Consider the following 16,053-nt stretch of genomic DNA (forward strand, 5'->3'; position numbering starts at 1 on the left):
CCGTCAGACCAGGATTCCTAAGGTGAAAAGCCAGCCCCAGCGCTGGCGCTTGTCAATGGAGCATTTCTATAAAAGCGGTGACCAGGCTGGCGACCATTCTGCCTTGCCGGCCCAGGCCGTTTTAGATCAAGCCAGCGACCAGGCACCAGAATTAGCTGACCCGGGCCTGGCCTATATTTTTGACCATACCAGGGGCAAAAAGTGCCTGGTCTTCACTAACAGCCGGGAAGAATGTGAAGCTGTCTGCCAGGTTCTAAGGCAATATTGCGAATATAAGAATGAACCAGACCGCTTCATGATCCACCACGGCAACCTGTCCGCGGCCCTGAGGCAGGGGGCAGAGGCTATCATGAAAGACGAAGATGCCAATATTACGACTTGCGCGACGGCTACTTTAGAACTGGGTATTGACGTCGGCCAGCTGGAGCGGGCCTTTCAAATTGAAGCGCCCTTTACCGTTTCCGGCTTTTTGCAGCGGATGGGGCGGACTGGACGGAGGGGCAATCCAGCAGAGATGTGGTTTGTCATGCGCGAAGAGCAGGCTGAAAGCCGGGCCATGCTGCCAGTTTTGCTTCCTTGGTCGCTTCTGCAGGGGATTGCCTTAGTTGAGCTGTATTTACAAGAGCGCTGGGTTGAACCGCCAAGAGACCACCAATTGCCATACAGCCTCCTTTACCACCAGACCATGTCTACTTTGATGGCCGGCGGGCAGAACTTGCTTCCCGGGTTTTGACCCTGTCCTACTTCCGCTGGGTCAGCCAGGATGACTATAGAGTTTTGCTCCGCCACTTGATCAAGACCGACCAGATCCAGCTGACGGAAAATGGCGGCTTGATCGTCGGCCTAGCCGGCGAGCGGGTGACCAACAATTTCAAGTTTTACGCCGTTTTCCAGGAAAACGAGGAATACAGCGTCCACGCTGAGTCAGAAGAACTGGGGACGATCGTTAAGCCCCCGCCCTTGGGTGAAAAAATCGCCATCGCCGGCCATGTCTGGGTGGTTGAAGAAATCGACCGTCGCCGCCGGCAGGTCTACGTCCACCAGGTTAAAGGCCGGATCCCAGCATATTTTGGGGATGTAGCCGGCGACATCCATCCCAAAGTTCTCCAGCAAATGAGGAAGATTCTGGCAGAAGAGAGGCAGTATCCTTACTTGATGAAAAACGCGGCTGCCCGCTTGAGCGAAACGAGAGCAATGGCGGAAGCCGCTGGCCTGCCAGATAAGCAGCTGATTAACCTGGGGGCTAATACCTACTGCCTTTTCCCTTGGACGGGTTCTTATGCTTTTCTGGCCCTAGAGCGTTTCTTGCGCCTGAAATGTGCCAGCCGTTTAGGGCTTAAGAATATTGACTCAGTCCGGCCATACTACATCCAGTTCAGCATGGATGTCAGTGAAGGAGACTTTTACCAGATTCTGGCTGAAGAAGCCGCTAAAGACTTTGACCCTTTGGACTTGCTCTATCCAAAGGAAGTGCCGGTTTTTGACAAGTATGATGAATACCTGCCAGACGACCTGGTCAGAAAAGAATTTGCCTATAGTGTCCTGGATTTGACTGAAATGCGGCGGGCAATCGGAGAGATTACGAGACAAATGGCCTAAAAAAGATGTACAATAATGTCTAATAATCAAATCTCGATTTTTTAGAAAGGACATTTATGTCAGTAAGCAAGCGTCCGATTTCCGGTTTTCAAGAATTAGAAACAGCCGCTGATGACAGCGATGAGATACATTTTAAGTTAAATGGCCAGCAGTGGCTGTTAGTTGATGACGGCAATCCTTTGACCCCGGCCAGCAAGACCTTGATCAACTGTGATTTGCCTGAAGAGCAGCAGTTTTTTGCCAATACGGAGGAATTTCTGACCTGCCAGATAGGCGGTCAGTCCCTGGCTGACTGCTGGCCCCAGATGAGCGAGGTAGCTGTCTGGAGCGTGCAGTTTGACAGCCTGGAGGAATTTGTCCAAGCGATTAAAGACGGCTGCGACATTAAGTTTTCTTTAGCCGGCCGCCAGTACAGCCTGGGCCAGTCCAGTGAACGAAAGGTATATCGGCAGCTCGCCTGGCGTTTGGAGAAGGGCGGGCAGATGAAGGTGGAAAAATTTGCTGACTTGAAGCAGCTTTTGGCCTTTGAAATTGCCGGGCAAAGCCTGGGCAAGCAGTGGTCAGCCATGAAAAATGTCGACTACGGCTGATTTTAATCTAAATTTTTTTATGGAGAAAAGTTCTGGGAAAAAGCTTTATTTTTGAAAAAACTAATTTCGTAAAGAATAAACCTGGTTTTACTTAATAAAGCAAGAAAAAGAGACTTTCATTATAAATAAAAGAAACTTTCTAAAATATCGGGTATAATATTTTATAGATCCGATATGACAGAAGGATGAAAAACTATGAAAAGACAGCCGCAAACAATCAAGAGAATCATCCAGGCCTTGGCCTGCGGTCTGCTGCTTTTGCTAGCGACCAGCCTAACCGCCTGTTCCAGCAAGCAGGAGAGCAGCTATGCCCGGGCCAAGCAGTCTAAGCAGATAACCTGGGGGGTCCGGCCAGACACCAAGCTGTTCGGCTTGACCAACATCAAGACCGGCAAGATCGAAGGTTTTGAAATTGATCTGGCTACGGCCATCACCAAGCAGATCCTTGGCCCTAAAAGCAAGGCTGTCTTCCGGCCGATCACGGAAAAGACCCGGATCACCCTTTTGCACAACGGCTCCCTGGACGCCGTCATTTCAACCATGACCATCACCAAGGAGCGGATGAAGGTGATCGACTTCTCTGACGTTTACTTTAACGCCAACGAATCCATGATCGTTAAGAAGTCCAGCAAAATCAGAAGCATTGCTGACTTGAATAAAAAGGGAGTCGTGGTTATTGCCATCAAGGGGACCGACGTGGCCAACCAGGTGGCTAAGCTGGCTCCAAAGGCTAGCGTCAAGCAGTTTGACGACTACGGGTCAGCCTTCAACGCCTTAAAGGCCGGACAAGGGGATGTCATGATCGACGACAACGGGATTTTGGCTGGTTTGATCGCTGATACCCCGGAATTCACCTTGACCAAGGCCTCTTTAGATGAGGAGCCTTACGGCATCGGGGTTGAAAAGGGCCAGACCGAAATGCGCCAGGCGATCAATCAGGCCTTAAAGCAGCTGCGGGCCAACGGAAAATATGACCAGCTGGTCAAGAAGTGGTTCGGCAAGGTCTCCGGCTTTGACGTCAAACATGCAGAAAGCCAGAACGTTAAGATTCAATAAGACGGAAAACTAATACAAAAAGTAAAAAGCTAGGAGCATCTGCTCCTAGCTTTTTAGCTAGCACGTAAATTATTTGTATTTTAGTATTTTGATTTAGATTTAAAGGATAGCGCCGACAACGATCAAGCAGAGGCCGGCAAGCGTTGCGACCAGTTCCTTGCCTTGCTTGCGTTCGCCCAGCAGAGTCATCCCACCGATAGTGGAGATGATTACGCTCAGCTGGCCGTAGATGAAGGCGTTGGTCACCCCGTTGACTTGAGCGGAGATGATGTAGGCGTAAGCTGCAATCCCGAAGCTGATGCCGGCAAAGAGGTCAAGGTAGCTGGCCTTTTCCTTGAAGGCAGCCTTGTTGCCGCTGAAGGCCAGGTAGATCACAGACCCCAGCAGGATCCCCAGGGTTTGCGGCAGGAACATGGATTCAGCGTCTGCCGTAATCGTCTTCGGGAAGGCAGAGTAGGCTAGGTAGCCGATCGTGGTCAAGACCAGGAAGAGGATGTCCTTGTTGGTGGTCTTCTGAGTGAAGCCGTCGCCCTTTTCAGTGTAGGCAGTCAAGATGACGCCGACCATGATGATGACCAGGGCAATGATCCCGAAGATAAAGTTGTTGCTGGTCTTCCATTCACCAAAGATCAGAGCCCCGATGATGGTATTGCCGACCAGCTGCAGGCCAGTTGAGATCGGCATGGTCTTGCTGACCCCGATCCGGGTGAAGGAGATGAACTGGCCGATTTGACCGATCGTCCATAAAGCACCGGACAGAAGGGACAGGAAAAAAACTGGCATGGAAATGGCCGGATGCTGGATTAAAGTCACGATGATGCCGACAATAGTCGCCCCCATGCCGACGCCGAAGATCTGGTTGGCCGGCTTGCTGTTTGGCACCTTGTTGACGATCCAAGGCATAACCCCCCAGCCGATGGCTGGCAGTAAGGCAATGATGATATTCATTAATTGAAAACTCCTTTAACTAATAATTTGTCGAATAGTTATTAGATTAACGGAGTTTCAGGAAAATGGCAATAGAAAACGCTATGAAAATGTCAACCGTTTTCAGAAAACGGTTGAAAAGGAAAAGATGCTTTGCATAAAACGAAACATCTTTTCAAAAAAATATGAGCTAATCGAGTTTGCTGACCGGCAATACTGTATTAATCAATATTTGCTCTGTAAAGACCGACGACCTTGCCCAAAATTTGTACATGGTTCAAGATAATTGGATCCATGGCATCATTTTCCGGTTGCAGGCGGTAGTGGAGGTCTTCTTTAAAGAAGCGCTTGACTGTTGCTTCCCCGTCATCAGTCATGGCGACCACGATTTCTCCGTTCTGGGCCGTGGTCTGCTTGCGGACGATGACATAGTCCCCGTTCAAGATACCGGCATTGATCATTGAGGTGCCGTGTACCCGGAGCATGAAGAGCTCACCGGCATCACTGGCCAGGTTCGGTGGAAGCGGGAAGTAGTCTTCCACGTCCTGGACAGCCAGGATCGGCTGGCCGGCGGTAACAACCCCGATGACCGGAATGTCTTTAGGCTTGATGCCCAAGGCGTCAAGGCCGGCGTGGGTGATTTCCAAAGCCCGGGGCTTGGTGGCGTCCTTGATGAGGTAGCCCTTGCGCTCCAGTCTGGTCAAATGGCCATGGACAGTGGAGGTTGAAGACAGGCCAACTGCCGCGCAGATTTCCCGGACCGTCGGCGGGAAGCCGCGGTTTTCAACGGTATCGTAGATGTATTGCAGAATTTCTAATTGTTTTGAGTCCTGAGTTGCCATAGTTACTTTTCCTTCGTCAAAAATCTTATTGTCGGTTATTATTTATTTTAGCAAATATTCGGGAAGTTTGCAAACTGGCGTTCTAGGCTTAAAACTTTTTTTATTTTTGCAAAGCGAGTATACTATTCTTATCACTAGAAAGGCGGATATATATATGACAGAAGCAGATCAAGTCAGAAAAAGAATCAATGAATTATACAAGAAGAAGCAGGAAATCGGCTTGACGGAGGCTGAAGAGGCTGAACGCAAAGAGCTACACAAGCAGTTTATCGCCAACTTCCGGGCAGGTTTCAAGCAGCAGCTGGACAGCCTGGTAATTGTTGACGATCAAGGCAAGGACGTTACGCCGGAGAAAGCCAAGCAAATTCAGAAGAAAAAGTTTCTCAGATAAGATTTATCCTTTAAAAATGGTCGGAAGTTTTGTAAGATAGTATTTGTGTGACTAACGAATGCATCTCCGCTGAGGCGGATAACAAATTAAGACCAATGGAGGTTTAGCGATAATGAATTTAGGTTTGGCGATTTTCTTGATTGTTTTGGCAGCTCTTCTGGGTGCGGTTGCTGGTTTTTACGGTGCCCGGACTTACATGAAGAACTACTTTAAGAAGAATCCCCCGATTACCCGGGAAATGGTTGAAACCATGATGTCACAAATGGGCCAGAAGCCTTCAGCCAAGAAGGTCAACCAAGTGATGAACATGATCAAGCATCAGGCAGCTAAGAACTAGTCTAGTCAGCCATAGAGCGCTAGGGGAATCCTGGCGCTCTTTTTTTCGGGCTAGGAGGATTAGAAAAGAAGGAGAAAAAGATAAAACCCAAATAAAAGAGGGAGGAAAAAATGGATACTTTCAGCAAGCTGGGCTGGTTCTTTAAAGCCCACCGCAAGCGCTACGCCTTAGGGATCACGGCCTTAGTCCTGACTTCGGCAGCCAACCTGGTCCCGCCGCGGATCCTGGGCATGATGGCTGACCAGCTGGATACGGGGAGAATCAGCTGGCAGCAATTTTTTAGCTATGTTCTGGCAATTTTGCTGGCGGCTTTGGCCCTTTATGTCTGCCGCTATTTCTGGCGCAAGCAGATTTACGGCGGAGCGGCGATTTTGGAAAAAGAACTCCGCGGCCGGCTCTTCTGGCATTTTATGCAGATGGACCGGACCTTCTTTCAGCGCTACCGTACCGGGGACTTGATGGCCCGGGCAACCAATGACGTCCAGGCCGTGCAGAACGTAGCAGGTGACGGGATCTTGACTTTGATCGACGCGATTTTTACCGGGGGGACCACCTTGCTGGCCATGATGATCCTGGTAGACTGGCGCTTGACCCTGGTGGCCATGCTGCCGCTGCCCCTTTTGGCCTTCTGTGCCCGCTACCTGGGTGATCGCCTGCATGACGCCTATATGGATTCGCAGGCGGCATTTTCCCGCTTGAACAACAAGACTCAGGAATCCTTGTCTGGGATTAAGGTCTTGAAGACTTTTGGCCAGGGAAAGGAGGATGCGGCAGCTTTTAACAAGATGACCTATGAAACGGTAGATATCAATAAAAAGGTCTTCCGGATCGACTCACTCTACGACCCAATGATTACCATGATCATCGGGATTACCTACATCATTACCATCATCTACGGTGGCCGGCTGGTTCTCAGCAAAGCGATCAGCCTGGGCCAGCTGATTTCCTTTGTGTCCTACATTGGGGCCATGGTCTGGCCAATGTTTGCCATTGGCTACCTGTTTAATGTTCTTGAGCGGGGGAGTGCCAGCTACGACCGGATTATGAGCCTGCTCAATGAAAAATCTTTGATCGTGGACTCAGATTCAATGGACAAGGAGCAGAAGCTGACTGGGGATTTGCGCTATCACGTGACCAGTTTTGCCTACCCGGATGAACCAGACAAGGCTGCCTTGGGGGCAGTGGACTTTGACTTGAAAAACGGGCAGACTATCGGCCTGGTTGGTCGGGTTGGCTCAGGCAAGACGACCATTATCCAGCTTTTGATGCGGGAGTTTGATAACTACAAGGGCCGGATCACTTTTGCCGGCCACGACATTCGGCAGATTCCCCTGGACGTCTACTTAAAAGAAATATCTTACGTTCCCCAAAACAACTTCCTTTTCTCCATGTCGGTCAGAGACAATATTGCCTTTGCCAAGCCGGATACCAGCCAGGAAGAGGTCGAAGTGGCGGCTAAAAAGAGCGCCCTTCACGACGATATCCTGGCCTTTCCAAATGGCTATGAGACCATGATCGGGGAAAACGGGGTTTCCCTGTCGGGCGGGCAAAAGCAGCGGATGTCGATTGCCAGAGCCCTGCTTCATGACAGTGAAATCTTGATTTTGGACGATGCTTTGTCAGCTGTTGACGCCAAAACTGAAAAGGCGATCTTGACTAAGCTTCGGCAAGAACGGGAAAAGAAAATTACCGTCATCGCTGCCCACCGCTTAAGCAGCGTAATGGATGCTGACTTGATCCTGGTCATGCAGGACGGGCAGGTAGCAGAAAGAGGGACGCATGAAGAATTGCTGGCCAAGGGGGGCTGGTATGCCCGGATGTGGCAGCGGCAAGAATTAGCCCAGAAGGTAGGTGAAGATGACGATGAATAATGAGGACTTCCAGTCAGTCTGGCAGCAGATTTCGACCAAAGAGCAGGGGCAGATTTTAAAGCGGCTCTGGACCTTTGTCTGGCTTTACAAGGGGGAATTACTGACTGCCGTCTTAGGGATGGTGGCAGTTTCCGCGATCAATATGCTCTTGCCGACCTGGCTGCGGTATTACATGGACCACTATTTGAAGGTGGGCAAGGTTGACTTCAGCACGGTTTATTATGTTGCCTTGATCTACGGCATTGGCGTGGTATTTAAGGCGGTCTGCCAATTTACCTATGAATACCTTTATGCCTTGGCCGGGGAAAAGGCATTGGAAAAGGTCCGCCGGGTCCTTTATGCAAAAATTCACACCCTGGGGATGCGGTATTTTGACCAAACTCCAGCCGGGTCGATTTTGTCTCGGGTAACCAACGATACGATGACCCTGGGCAACTTTATGCAAGTTTTCTCTGCCTTTCTGTTAGGAATCGTCTCCATGGTAACCGCCTTGATTGCCATGTATATGGCTGACCCGGTGGCCGGGGGGATCGTGACGGCCTTTATTCCACTTATCGTTGGGGCAATCTGGCTTTACAACCGGGTCAACTCCAAAATCTACCACGAATACCGGGCCCGCAACTCTTTGATCAACACCAAGCTGGAAGAAAGCATTGCCGGAATTTCCGTGATCCAGCAGTTCCGCCAGGAAAAGCGGATAGACGATGATTTTGAAAAAATCAACCGCCAGCAGATGCAGACCCGCTTTAGGCTGATCAGAACCAACGGCCTACTCTTGTCGCCGTTTACGGCCCTGCTCTATTCGCTGGCCTTAACCTGCGTTTTGGTCTGGTTCGGTTACCCCCTCCGGGCAACTTTTGTCCCGGCCGGGATGATCTATGCTTTTGCCAACTATGTGCAGAACTTTTTTAACCCCTTGTCGGACATGATGAACTCACTGACCTTCTTTACCGACGGGATTGTGGCTGGCAAGCGGATCTTCAAGATTTTGGACCAGGAAGAATACGAGCCTGAGCAAAAAGAGCTGGCCAACGCCAAGATTACGGAAGGGAAAATTGAGTTTAAGCATGTGTCATTCTCATATGACGGCAAGCATGACGTTCTCCGCGATGTTTCCTTCACCCTTAATCCAGGCGAGACCCTGGGGATCGTTGGCCACACGGGTTCAGGCAAGAGTTCAATCATCAACGTGATGATGCGCTTTTACGAATTTCACTCGGGCCAGATCCTTTTGGACGGGATCGACATCCGGGACTTTTCCAAGTCAGAATTACGGCAAAAAATGGGCCTGGTTCTCCAGGAACCCTTCATGTTCTATGGGGACGTGGCTTCCAACATCCGCTTGTACAATGACAAGATCACTGATGAGCAGATTGAAGAAGCCGCCAAAACTGTCCAGGCTGACCGCTTTATCGAAAAATTACCTGGGAAATACCATGCCAAGGTCATTGAAGGCGGGTCGGAATTCTCCAGCGGGGAAAGACAGCTGATTTCCTTTGCCCGGACCCTGGTAACCAATCCTAAGATTTTGATTTTGGACGAAGCAACGGCCAACGTGGACACGGAAACAGAAAGTTTGATTCAAGCAGGACTCAAAAAGCTCCGCCAGGGCCGCACGACCCTGGCTATTGCCCACCGCCTGTCAACGATTGCTGATGCTGACCAGATCATTGTTTTAGACAAGGGGAGAATCGTCGAACACGGCAAGCATGAGGACTTGCTGGCCCAAAAGGGCTACTACTATGACCTTTACACCCTCCAGCAAAACCGGGAAAACTAAGAATGAATTAAGACAAAAAAGAGCGCGCCCAGAAGACGCGCTCTTTTATTATTCTAATCCGGCAAGCTGGAGATTTTTAACAAAGGGGAGACTTTTCAAATCAGCCAAAAGGGTGTTGATGTCTCCTTCAAGGCCGGCCAGGTCCAGGGACATCAAGACGCTGGCGTGGCTGGCCAAAGGGATGGCCTGGGAAATAGTCAAAACCGAGGCCCGGTGGTCGGTCACGCAGGTCAAAACGGCTGACAGGGCCCCAGGCAGGTCAGCTAAAAGCAGAGACAAGACCGCCTGCTGACCCCTTGCAGGGTCCTTGGCTCTAAAAACATAGTCTTTATAGCGGTAATAAGTGTTGCGGGAGATGCCGACCCGCTCAGTCGCCTCGGTGACGGTGGCTGCTTCCCGGCTGTCCAGCATTTCCCTTGCCTCTAGGACCTTCTCCAGATAGTCGGGCAGGATCTTTTTATGAACGTAAAAATAGTCGGCCATGGCAAATTTTCCTTTGACATATTGCTTTAATTTTTACTTAATAATGAGTAACTTTTCCCTTGTAAGGCCTTGCGGATAATGATACTATGTTTTTAATTAAAAAACAAGTGTCCCTAGATTAAAAACAACGGAGGTGGGTATGCAAATTGCAATCATAGGCCGCGGCGTGGTTGGCCGGGCCATGCGGCAAATGCCGGGGATGTCGAGCAAAATTTTGTCAACACTGGGTGACCAGCAGATCAATATCCGCACCATCAACCAGGCCTGCGATGAACAAAGCATCGTCATTGGGGGTCAACAACCAGGACCTGGTGTCGGCAATCAAGGCGATTTATCAGCAGTTTATTAGTGAAGAAAGAGTGGAACGATAAATGAAAATTGGTATTTTAGGAGCTACAGGGGCCGTTGGCCGGCAGATGTTGGAATGTATTGAAGAAAGACAATTGCCGGTTGAAGAACTGCGTGTTTTTGCTTCCGAGCGCTCCAAGGGTAAAAAGCTGCCCTTTGCTGGCCAGGAATTGACCCTGGAAGTGGTCAGACAGGAAAGACTGAATGGCCTGGACTACGTTTTGGGGGCAGTTTCTAACAGCCTGTCTAAGGAATACCGGTCCCTGGTCGAAAAGAGCGGGGCAGTCTACATTGACAACAGCTCAGCCTTCCGGCAAGAAGACGGCGTGCCTTTGGTAGTTCCTGAAATTAATGGCCAAGATGCTTTAGATCACCACGGCCTGATTGCCAATCCCAACTGTTCAACTGCCATTACCTTGATGGCTCTGGCTCCAATTGCCAAGTTGTCTCCGATCAAGGCTATCAACGCCTGCACCTACCAGGCCGTTTCCGGTGCCGGCATGGGCGGGATCAGAGAACTGAAGGATGAAGTGACGGCTTTGACCAAGGGCGAGAGCGTGGAAGCCAAGGTCTTCCCGGCCCAGATCGCCTTTAACGTCATCGCTGACATTGGCAGTCCTTTGGAAAACGGCTATACGACTGAAGAAATGAAGATGCAGAATGAAGGCAGAAAGATCTTGCACTTGCCAGACTTGTTGGTGACCTGCACCTGCGTCCGGGTCCCGGTCTACCGGTCCCACTCAATTGCGGTGGCGGTTGTCACTGAAGAACCGGTCTCAGTTGAAGCTGCTGAAAATGCTATCGCGGCTTTTGACGGCGACCTCTTGGTTACTGATCACACTCCAACTCCCCTGGAAAACTCCGACAAGGATATCGTGCAAGTCGGCCGCCTGCGCCGGGACTTGACCAACCCTAACGGCCTTACTCTTTGGTGTACCGGCGACCAGATCAGAAAGGGGGCGGCAACCAACGCCGTCCAGATTATGGAATACCTGGAAAATAACAAGTAATAAGCAGCAGTAAAAAAGCATAAAGAAAAAGGATTGAGCGTCCACGCTCAATCCTTTTTCTTGTTGTTTTGTCATTTTTAATTATTTAGCTTCATAGCGGAAATCCGGATCCAGTTCCTGGTCGATCCGCTTCCAGGCGTCTTCCAGCTGCTGGTTGTAGGCAGCTTCGGTTTCCGGGGTCAATTTGGTCTTGCGGTCAATGACGATCGGGTTGCCAAAGTTGATTTCCATGCCTTTTCTTTGTAAGACCCCTTTAAAAGTAAGCGGGCCCTGGTAGACAGCTGGAAGCAGGGGCCGGCCGGACATTCTGGCGATAACTAGGGCGCCGGACTTAAGGGAGGCTGAGTGCCGGGTGCCGGATGGGAACATGATCAAAGACAGGCCTTCTGACTTTAAGCCCTTGACCGGAATCTTGATAACGGAAGGACCTGGATGCTCCCGGTTGACCGGGAAGGCGTGGGCATTGTTTAAGATCCAGCTGAGGACCGGATTTTTAAACAGCTCCTGCTTGGTCATGAACATGAATTCCGTAGGGCTGGCGGCCAGGGCGAAAAGAATCGGCTCCCACCAGTTCCGGTGGGGGGCAACCAAAATGTAGGTGCCTTCGGGCAGTCTTTCCTTGTGGTGGACATGCAGGTGGCCGTTTAAGACCCAGACGATGAAGCGGGCGATCGGTCTGAAAATACGATAAAGCATAAAAGAACCTCCAAATGATGTAGAATAAATTATAACACATCTAAGAATAAGGAACGGGCTTCAGAACTATATGATTGAACTAAAGGAAAATGAACGTATCGATTACCTGCTGGGCGAGCAGCTGAAAATCATCCAGGACGGGCAGTCTTTTGCCTTTTCCCTGGATACCCTGCTTCTGGCTTACTGGGCCAAAGAAGCCATCAAAAACCGGTCCAAGGTGGTTGAACTCTGCAGCGGCAACGCGGCAGCCAGCCTCTACATGGCTGCTTTTAACAAGGCCCATTACGACGATGTTGAACTGCAAGAAGACATGGTTTCCAAGGCCCGGCGGTCGGTTGAATTAAACGACATGCAGGACCGGATCACGGTCCACCAGGGCAATGTCAAAGACGCGGGCAGCTTTTTGCGAAAAGACAGCTATGACGTCGTCGTGGTCAATCCGCCATATTTCAAGGCCCCGGCCGGCCACAAGCTGAACTCGGACCGGTCTAAAGCCATTGCCCGCCATGAACTGGAGATCAACCTGGAAGAAATCATCGCCGTTTCCGCCGGCCTCTTGAAAATGAAGGGGAAGATGTTCATGGTCCACCGGCCAGAGCGGCTGGGTGAGATCATTAATTACGGCTTTAAGCATGACCTGGCCGTTAAGACTGTTCAGCCCTTTGTCTCCAGAAGAGGGCAAGACGCCAATTTAGTCATCGTTGAAGCGGTCAGAAGCGGGAAAGGCGACGGGCTGGTTCTGCGCGACGCCATCGAAGTCCATGAGGCAGACGGCAGCAATACCCCGGCCATCAAGGAAATTTTAGAGGCCAAATTGCCAGAGGAAAAGCATTACTTTTATGTCCTTTTATGCAGCGACGGCAGCTTTTACGGCGGCTACACCAATGATTTAAAGAAAAGGCTGGATGCTCATAATTCTGGTAAAGGGGCCAAGTACACCAAGAGCCGGCGGCCGGTTGAAATGATCTATCTTGAAGAATATGCCGACAAGCGGACGGCCATGCAGCGGGAATATTGGTTCAAGCATCATGACCGGGCCTGGAAGGAAAAATTTTTGCACGAGCAAGGGGTTAAATTTTAGGCGGAAAAGCTTGCGCTTAAAGGAAAAATCGAGTAAGATAGATAAGCGTGTGATTGCACGCTAGAAAACACATCAAGAGCGATCGGTGTTCAGGTGCCTAAAGACAAACGGTTGAATGCTGAAATGAACGCTTGAGAGGAAATAACCTAGGAGGAATTTATTTATGTCAGTTGTATCTATGAAGCAATTGCTTGAAGCTGGTGTACACTTTGGTCACCAAACTAGAAGATGGGACCCGAAGATGAAGCCATACATCTTCACTCAAAGAAACGGGATCTACATCATCGACCTGCAAAAGACCATCAAGATGCTTGACGACGCCTACAACTACGTTAAGGCTGTTGCCCAAGACGACGGTGTTTTTCTGTTCGTTGGTACCAAGAAGCAAGCTCAAGAAGCAATCGCTGAAGAAGCTACCCGTGCAGGTCAATACTACGTCAACCAACGCTGGTTGGGTGGTACTTTGACCAACTGGACTACTATCCAAAGCCGGGTTAAGCGTCTGAAGGACTTGAAGAAGATGGCTGAAGACGGCACCTTCGACGTACTGCCAAAGAAGGAAGTTTCTTTGCTGACCAAGGAAATGGACAAGCTGCAAAAGTTCCTGGGCGGTATCGAAGACATGCCTCGGATTCCTGACGTAATGTTCGTCGTTGACCCTAAGAAGGAAAAGATCGCCGTTCACGAAGCTAACAAGCTTGGTATCCCAGTTGTAGCCATGGTTGACACCAACACTGACCCAACTCCGATCGACGTAATCATCCCTTCAAACGATGACGCTATCCGTGCTATCCGCTTGATCGCCGGTGCTATGGCTGACGCCGTAATCGAAGGTAAGCAAGGTGCAGATAACGCCGACGTTGAAAAGGAATTGTCTGAAAGCGCTGAGGAAAACTCTGCTGAAGAAGTAGACGACGCTGAATAATTTGTCGTAAACTATCTTTGGAAGAATTCTGTTATTTAGTTTGACCTGGAGGACTTTTTTAAATGGCAAACATTACTGCTAAGCAAGTCAAGGAATTGCGTGAAACCACTGGTGCCGGCGTCATGGACGCCAAGAAGGCACTGGTTGAAGCCGAAGGCGACATGCAAAGAGCTATCGAAATCATCCACGAAAAGGGTGAAGCAAAGGCTGCCAAGAAGGCTAACAGGATCGCTGCTGAAGGTTTGACTGGCGTTTACGTAGACGGCAACGTTGCTGCTATCGTTGAAGTCAACGCTGAAACTGACTTCGTTGCGCAAAACGAACAGTTCAAGACTTTGGTCAACGAAACTGCTGAAACTATTGCCAAGGGCAAGCCAGCTAACAACGAAGAAGCTTTGGCATTGACCATGCCTTCAGGCGAAAGCCTTGAAGAAGCATACGTAAATGCTACTGCGACTATCGGTGAAAAGATTTCCTTCCGCCGTTTCGCTGTTCTTGAAAAGACTGATGACCAACACTTTGGCGCTTACCAACACAATGGCGGCCACATCGGCGTTTTGACTGTTGTTGAAGGCGGCGACGAAGCCGTGGCTAAGCACATTGCAATGCACATTGCAGCAATGAGCCCAAAGGTTCTGTCCTACAAGGAACTTGACCCAGCTTTCGTCCTCGAAGAACTGGCTCAACTTAACCACAAGATTGACCAAGAAAACGAATCACGTGCCATGGTCAATAAGCCAGCTTTGCCACACCTTAAGTATGGTTCAAAGGCGCAATTGACTGACGAAGTCATTGCTCAAGCTGAAGAAGACATCAAGGCAGAACTGAAGGCTGAAGGCAAGCCAGAAAAGATCTGGGACAAGATCATCCCAGGCAAGATGGCCCGCTTCATGCTGGACAACACTAAAGTTGACCAAGAAAACACCTTGCTCGCTCAACTTTACATTATGGACGACAGCAAGACTGTTGAACAATACCTTGAATCAGTCAACGCTTCCGTAGTAAGCTTTGTTCGTTTCGAAGTCGGCGAAGGCATCGAAAAGAAGCAAGAAGACTTTGCTGCTGAAGTTGCTGCACAAATGAAGAACTAATTTCTTCTAGCAAGAAAAAGGATGGGTTTCCCCATCCTTTTTTTGTCGGCAAATTTGCTTTTACAAATTTAAGCTGGTGAAATAGGATAAATAGGAGAGACAGTTTTCTGTTTTATGGTAAAATAGTTAGAGCTAATTAGGAGGGCATTATGAGTCAAGTTAAATATAATCGTATCATTTTGAAAATTTCCGGCGAAGCTTTGGCCGGGGAAAAGGGAACTGGCATTGACCCAACTGTGATCAAGAAATTGGCGCACGAAATCAAGCTGGTTCATGAAATGGGCGTGCAAATCGGCGTCGTCTGCGGCGGCGGCAATATGTGGCGCGGGGAAACCGGGGCCAAGCTGGGCATGGAAAGAGCTCAAGCTGACTACATGGGCATGCTGGCCACGATCATGAATGGCCTGGCCCTGCAAGATGGCCTGGAAACTGCTGGCGTGCAGACCAGACTGCAAACCTCAATCTCCATGCGGCAGGTAGCTGAACCTTACATCCGCCGGGTCGCAATCAGCCACATGGAAAAGAACCGGGTCGTTATCTTCGGCGGCGGCACTGGCAACCCATACTTTTCAACTGACACCACGGCTGCTTTGCGGGCAGCGGAAATTAACGCTGACGTGATCTTGATGGCCAAGAACGGGGTTGACGGGGTTTACACTGCTGACCCGAACCTGGACCCAAGTGCCAAGAAGTTTGCTGAACTGACCCAGCTGGACATGATCTCCAAGGGCCTGCAAGTTATGGACAGAACTGCCAGCTCCTTGTCCATGGACACTCATATTCCATTGATCGTCTTCAACGTCAACACTCCAGGCAACATCAAGCGGGTAGTTGAAGGCGAAAACATCGGGACGATTATCAGAGGTGACAAGTAATGAACAACGAAACGATTGCTAAAGCCAAGAGCAACATGAACAAGTCCATCGAAGTCTACCAGAGCAATCTGGCAACTGTCCGGGCCGGGGTAGCCAACGCCTCCCTTTTGGACCGGGTGATGGTTGAATACTACGGGGTACCAACTCCGCT

The 16,053-nt window shown here is 49.9% G+C and carries 16 protein-coding genes and 2 pseudogenes; 14 read left to right on the plus strand and 4 right to left on the minus strand.

Going from position 1 to position 16,053, the window contains the following annotated elements; all coding sequences use genetic code 11:
• The 3 genes and pseudogenes from FD23_RS00355 to FD23_RS00365 form a co-directional block, all read left to right on the plus strand.
• Positions 1 to 1,599: pseudogene (locus FD23_RS00355) on the plus strand (helicase-related protein); the annotation flags it as partial.
• A 56-nt stretch (positions 1,600 to 1,655) separates the two neighbouring features.
• The gene (locus FD23_RS00360) at positions 1,656 to 2,189 is read left to right on the plus strand and encodes a hypothetical protein (RefSeq protein WP_003615463.1); all 534 of its coding nucleotides are present in this window, start codon (positions 1,656 to 1,658) and stop codon (positions 2,187 to 2,189) included.
• Positions 2,190 to 2,384: 195 nt separating this feature from the next.
• Positions 2,385 to 3,245, plus strand: a complete 861-nt coding sequence (locus tag FD23_RS00365; protein ID WP_052933700.1) for a transporter substrate-binding domain-containing protein — start codon at positions 2,385 to 2,387, stop codon at positions 3,243 to 3,245.
• Positions 3,246 to 3,344: 99 nt separating this feature from the next.
• Here the strand turns inward: FD23_RS00365 and FD23_RS00370 are convergent, their stop codons facing one another.
• Both FD23_RS00370 and lexA read right to left on the minus strand, forming a co-directional pair.
• Complete coding sequence (locus tag FD23_RS00370; RefSeq protein WP_025895396.1) at positions 3,345 to 4,193, minus strand: GRP family sugar transporter; 849 nt, start codon at positions 4,191 to 4,193, stop codon at positions 3,345 to 3,347.
• Positions 4,194 to 4,393: 200 nt separating this feature from the next.
• The gene (gene lexA, locus FD23_RS00375; RefSeq protein ID WP_025895395.1) at positions 4,394 to 5,014 is read right to left on the minus strand and encodes a transcriptional repressor LexA; all 621 of its coding nucleotides are present in this window, start codon (positions 5,012 to 5,014) and stop codon (positions 4,394 to 4,396) included.
• A 154-nt stretch (positions 5,015 to 5,168) separates the two neighbouring features.
• Here lexA and FD23_RS00380 point away from each other — a divergent pair, with 154 nt between their 5' ends.
• The 4 genes from FD23_RS00380 to FD23_RS00395 all read left to right on the plus strand — a co-directional run bounded on the left by FD23_RS00380 (position 5,169) and on the right by FD23_RS00395 (position 9,393).
• A complete protein-coding gene (locus tag FD23_RS00380) occupies positions 5,169 to 5,405 on the plus strand; it encodes a DUF896 domain-containing protein (RefSeq protein WP_025895394.1) in 237 nt (78 codons plus the stop codon).
• Between the two features lie 112 nt (positions 5,406 to 5,517).
• A complete protein-coding gene (locus tag FD23_RS00385) occupies positions 5,518 to 5,742 on the plus strand; it encodes a YneF family protein (RefSeq protein WP_025895393.1) in 225 nt (74 codons plus the stop codon).
• A 110-nt stretch (positions 5,743 to 5,852) separates the two neighbouring features.
• Positions 5,853 to 7,613 carry an ABC transporter ATP-binding protein gene (locus tag FD23_RS00390; protein ID WP_025895392.1) on the plus strand — a complete coding sequence of 587 codons (1,761 nt, stop codon included), beginning with the start codon at positions 5,853 to 5,855 and terminating at the stop codon, positions 7,611 to 7,613.
• The gene (locus tag FD23_RS00395; protein WP_052933709.1) at positions 7,606 to 9,393 is read left to right on the plus strand and encodes an ABC transporter ATP-binding protein; all 1,788 of its coding nucleotides are present in this window, start codon (positions 7,606 to 7,608) and stop codon (positions 9,391 to 9,393) included. Before FD23_RS00390 ends, FD23_RS00395 begins: the two co-directional genes overlap by 8 nt.
• 48 nt (positions 9,394 to 9,441) lie before the next feature.
• Here FD23_RS00395 and FD23_RS00400 read toward each other — a convergent pair whose 3' ends face one another.
• Complete coding sequence (locus FD23_RS00400; protein WP_025895391.1) at positions 9,442 to 9,876, minus strand: ACT domain-containing protein; 435 nt, start codon at positions 9,874 to 9,876, stop codon at positions 9,442 to 9,444.
• A gap of 139 nt (positions 9,877 to 10,015) precedes the next feature.
• Here FD23_RS00400 and FD23_RS00405 point away from each other — a divergent pair, with 139 nt between their 5' ends.
• Both FD23_RS00405 and FD23_RS00410 read left to right on the plus strand, forming a co-directional pair.
• A complete protein-coding gene (locus FD23_RS00405; protein ID WP_025895390.1) occupies positions 10,016 to 10,225 on the plus strand; it encodes an ACT domain-containing protein in 210 nt (69 codons plus the stop codon).
• Positions 10,226 to 10,247: 22 nt separating this feature from the next.
• Positions 10,248 to 11,234 carry an aspartate-semialdehyde dehydrogenase gene (locus FD23_RS00410; RefSeq protein WP_052933699.1) on the plus strand — a complete coding sequence of 329 codons (987 nt, stop codon included), beginning with the start codon at positions 10,248 to 10,250 and terminating at the stop codon, positions 11,232 to 11,234.
• Positions 11,235 to 11,315: 81 nt separating this feature from the next.
• Here the strand turns inward: FD23_RS00410 and FD23_RS00415 are convergent, their stop codons facing one another.
• The gene (locus FD23_RS00415; protein ID WP_025895388.1) at positions 11,316 to 11,930 is read right to left on the minus strand and encodes a lysophospholipid acyltransferase family protein; all 615 of its coding nucleotides are present in this window, start codon (positions 11,928 to 11,930) and stop codon (positions 11,316 to 11,318) included.
• Between the two features lie 70 nt (positions 11,931 to 12,000).
• Here FD23_RS00415 and FD23_RS00420 point away from each other — a divergent pair, with 70 nt between their 5' ends.
• The 5 genes and pseudogenes from FD23_RS00420 to FD23_RS10055 form a co-directional block, all read left to right on the plus strand.
• Positions 12,001 to 13,011 carry a GIY-YIG nuclease family protein gene (locus FD23_RS00420; protein WP_025895387.1) on the plus strand — a complete coding sequence of 337 codons (1,011 nt, stop codon included), beginning with the start codon at positions 12,001 to 12,003 and terminating at the stop codon, positions 13,009 to 13,011.
• 163 nt (positions 13,012 to 13,174) lie between these two features.
• The gene (gene rpsB, locus FD23_RS00425) at positions 13,175 to 13,936 is read left to right on the plus strand and encodes a 30S ribosomal protein S2 (protein ID WP_002876742.1); all 762 of its coding nucleotides are present in this window, start codon (positions 13,175 to 13,177) and stop codon (positions 13,934 to 13,936) included.
• 62 nt (positions 13,937 to 13,998) lie between these two features.
• Positions 13,999 to 15,027 (plus strand): translation elongation factor Ts, encoded by a 1,029-nt coding sequence (gene tsf / locus FD23_RS00430; protein WP_025895385.1) that lies wholly within the window; start codon positions 13,999 to 14,001, stop codon positions 15,025 to 15,027.
• A gap of 149 nt (positions 15,028 to 15,176) precedes the next feature.
• A complete protein-coding gene (gene pyrH / locus FD23_RS00435; protein ID WP_002876740.1) occupies positions 15,177 to 15,902 on the plus strand; it encodes a UMP kinase in 726 nt (241 codons plus the stop codon).
• Positions 15,902 to 16,053, plus strand: a pseudogene (locus FD23_RS10055) (ribosome recycling factor); the annotation flags it as partial. The gene pyrH and the pseudogene FD23_RS10055, both read left to right, overlap by 1 nt.

It is taken from the genome of Lactobacillus delbrueckii subsp. delbrueckii DSM 20074 = JCM 1012 (assembly GCF_001433875.1).
In the GTDB taxonomy this organism is placed as follows: domain Bacteria; phylum Bacillota; class Bacilli; order Lactobacillales; family Lactobacillaceae; genus Lactobacillus; species Lactobacillus delbrueckii.

Bases quoted from the DNA above. Each gene is read 5' to 3' on its own strand.
- FD23_RS00360 (WP_003615463.1), top strand. From the start codon at position 1,656: ATGTCAGTAAGCAAGCGTCCGATTTCCGGTTTTCAAGAATTAGAAACA.
- FD23_RS00365 (WP_052933700.1), top strand. From the start codon at position 2,385: ATGAAAAGACAGCCGCAAACAATCAAGAGAATCATCCAGGCCTTGGCC.
- FD23_RS00370 (WP_025895396.1), bottom strand. From the start codon at position 4,193: ATGAATATCATCATTGCCTTACTGCCAGCCATCGGCTGGGGGGTTATG.
- lexA (WP_025895395.1), bottom strand. From the start codon at position 5,014: ATGGCAACTCAGGACTCAAAACAATTAGAAATTCTGCAATACATCTAC.
- FD23_RS00380 (WP_025895394.1), top strand. From the start codon at position 5,169: ATGACAGAAGCAGATCAAGTCAGAAAAAGAATCAATGAATTATACAAG.
- FD23_RS00385 (WP_025895393.1), top strand. From the start codon at position 5,518: ATGAATTTAGGTTTGGCGATTTTCTTGATTGTTTTGGCAGCTCTTCTG.
- FD23_RS00390 (WP_025895392.1), top strand. From the start codon at position 5,853: ATGGATACTTTCAGCAAGCTGGGCTGGTTCTTTAAAGCCCACCGCAAG.
- FD23_RS00395 (WP_052933709.1), top strand. From the start codon at position 7,606: ATGAATAATGAGGACTTCCAGTCAGTCTGGCAGCAGATTTCGACCAAA.
- FD23_RS00400 (WP_025895391.1), bottom strand. From the start codon at position 9,876: ATGGCCGACTATTTTTACGTTCATAAAAAGATCCTGCCCGACTATCTG.
- FD23_RS00405 (WP_025895390.1), top strand. From the start codon at position 10,016: ATGCAAATTGCAATCATAGGCCGCGGCGTGGTTGGCCGGGCCATGCGG.
- FD23_RS00410 (WP_052933699.1), top strand. From the start codon at position 10,248: ATGAAAATTGGTATTTTAGGAGCTACAGGGGCCGTTGGCCGGCAGATG.
- FD23_RS00415 (WP_025895388.1), bottom strand. From the start codon at position 11,930: ATGCTTTATCGTATTTTCAGACCGATCGCCCGCTTCATCGTCTGGGTC.
- FD23_RS00420 (WP_025895387.1), top strand. From the start codon at position 12,001: ATGATTGAACTAAAGGAAAATGAACGTATCGATTACCTGCTGGGCGAG.
- rpsB (WP_002876742.1), top strand. From the start codon at position 13,175: ATGTCAGTTGTATCTATGAAGCAATTGCTTGAAGCTGGTGTACACTTT.
- tsf (WP_025895385.1), top strand. From the start codon at position 13,999: ATGGCAAACATTACTGCTAAGCAAGTCAAGGAATTGCGTGAAACCACT.
- pyrH (WP_002876740.1), top strand. From the start codon at position 15,177: ATGAGTCAAGTTAAATATAATCGTATCATTTTGAAAATTTCCGGCGAA.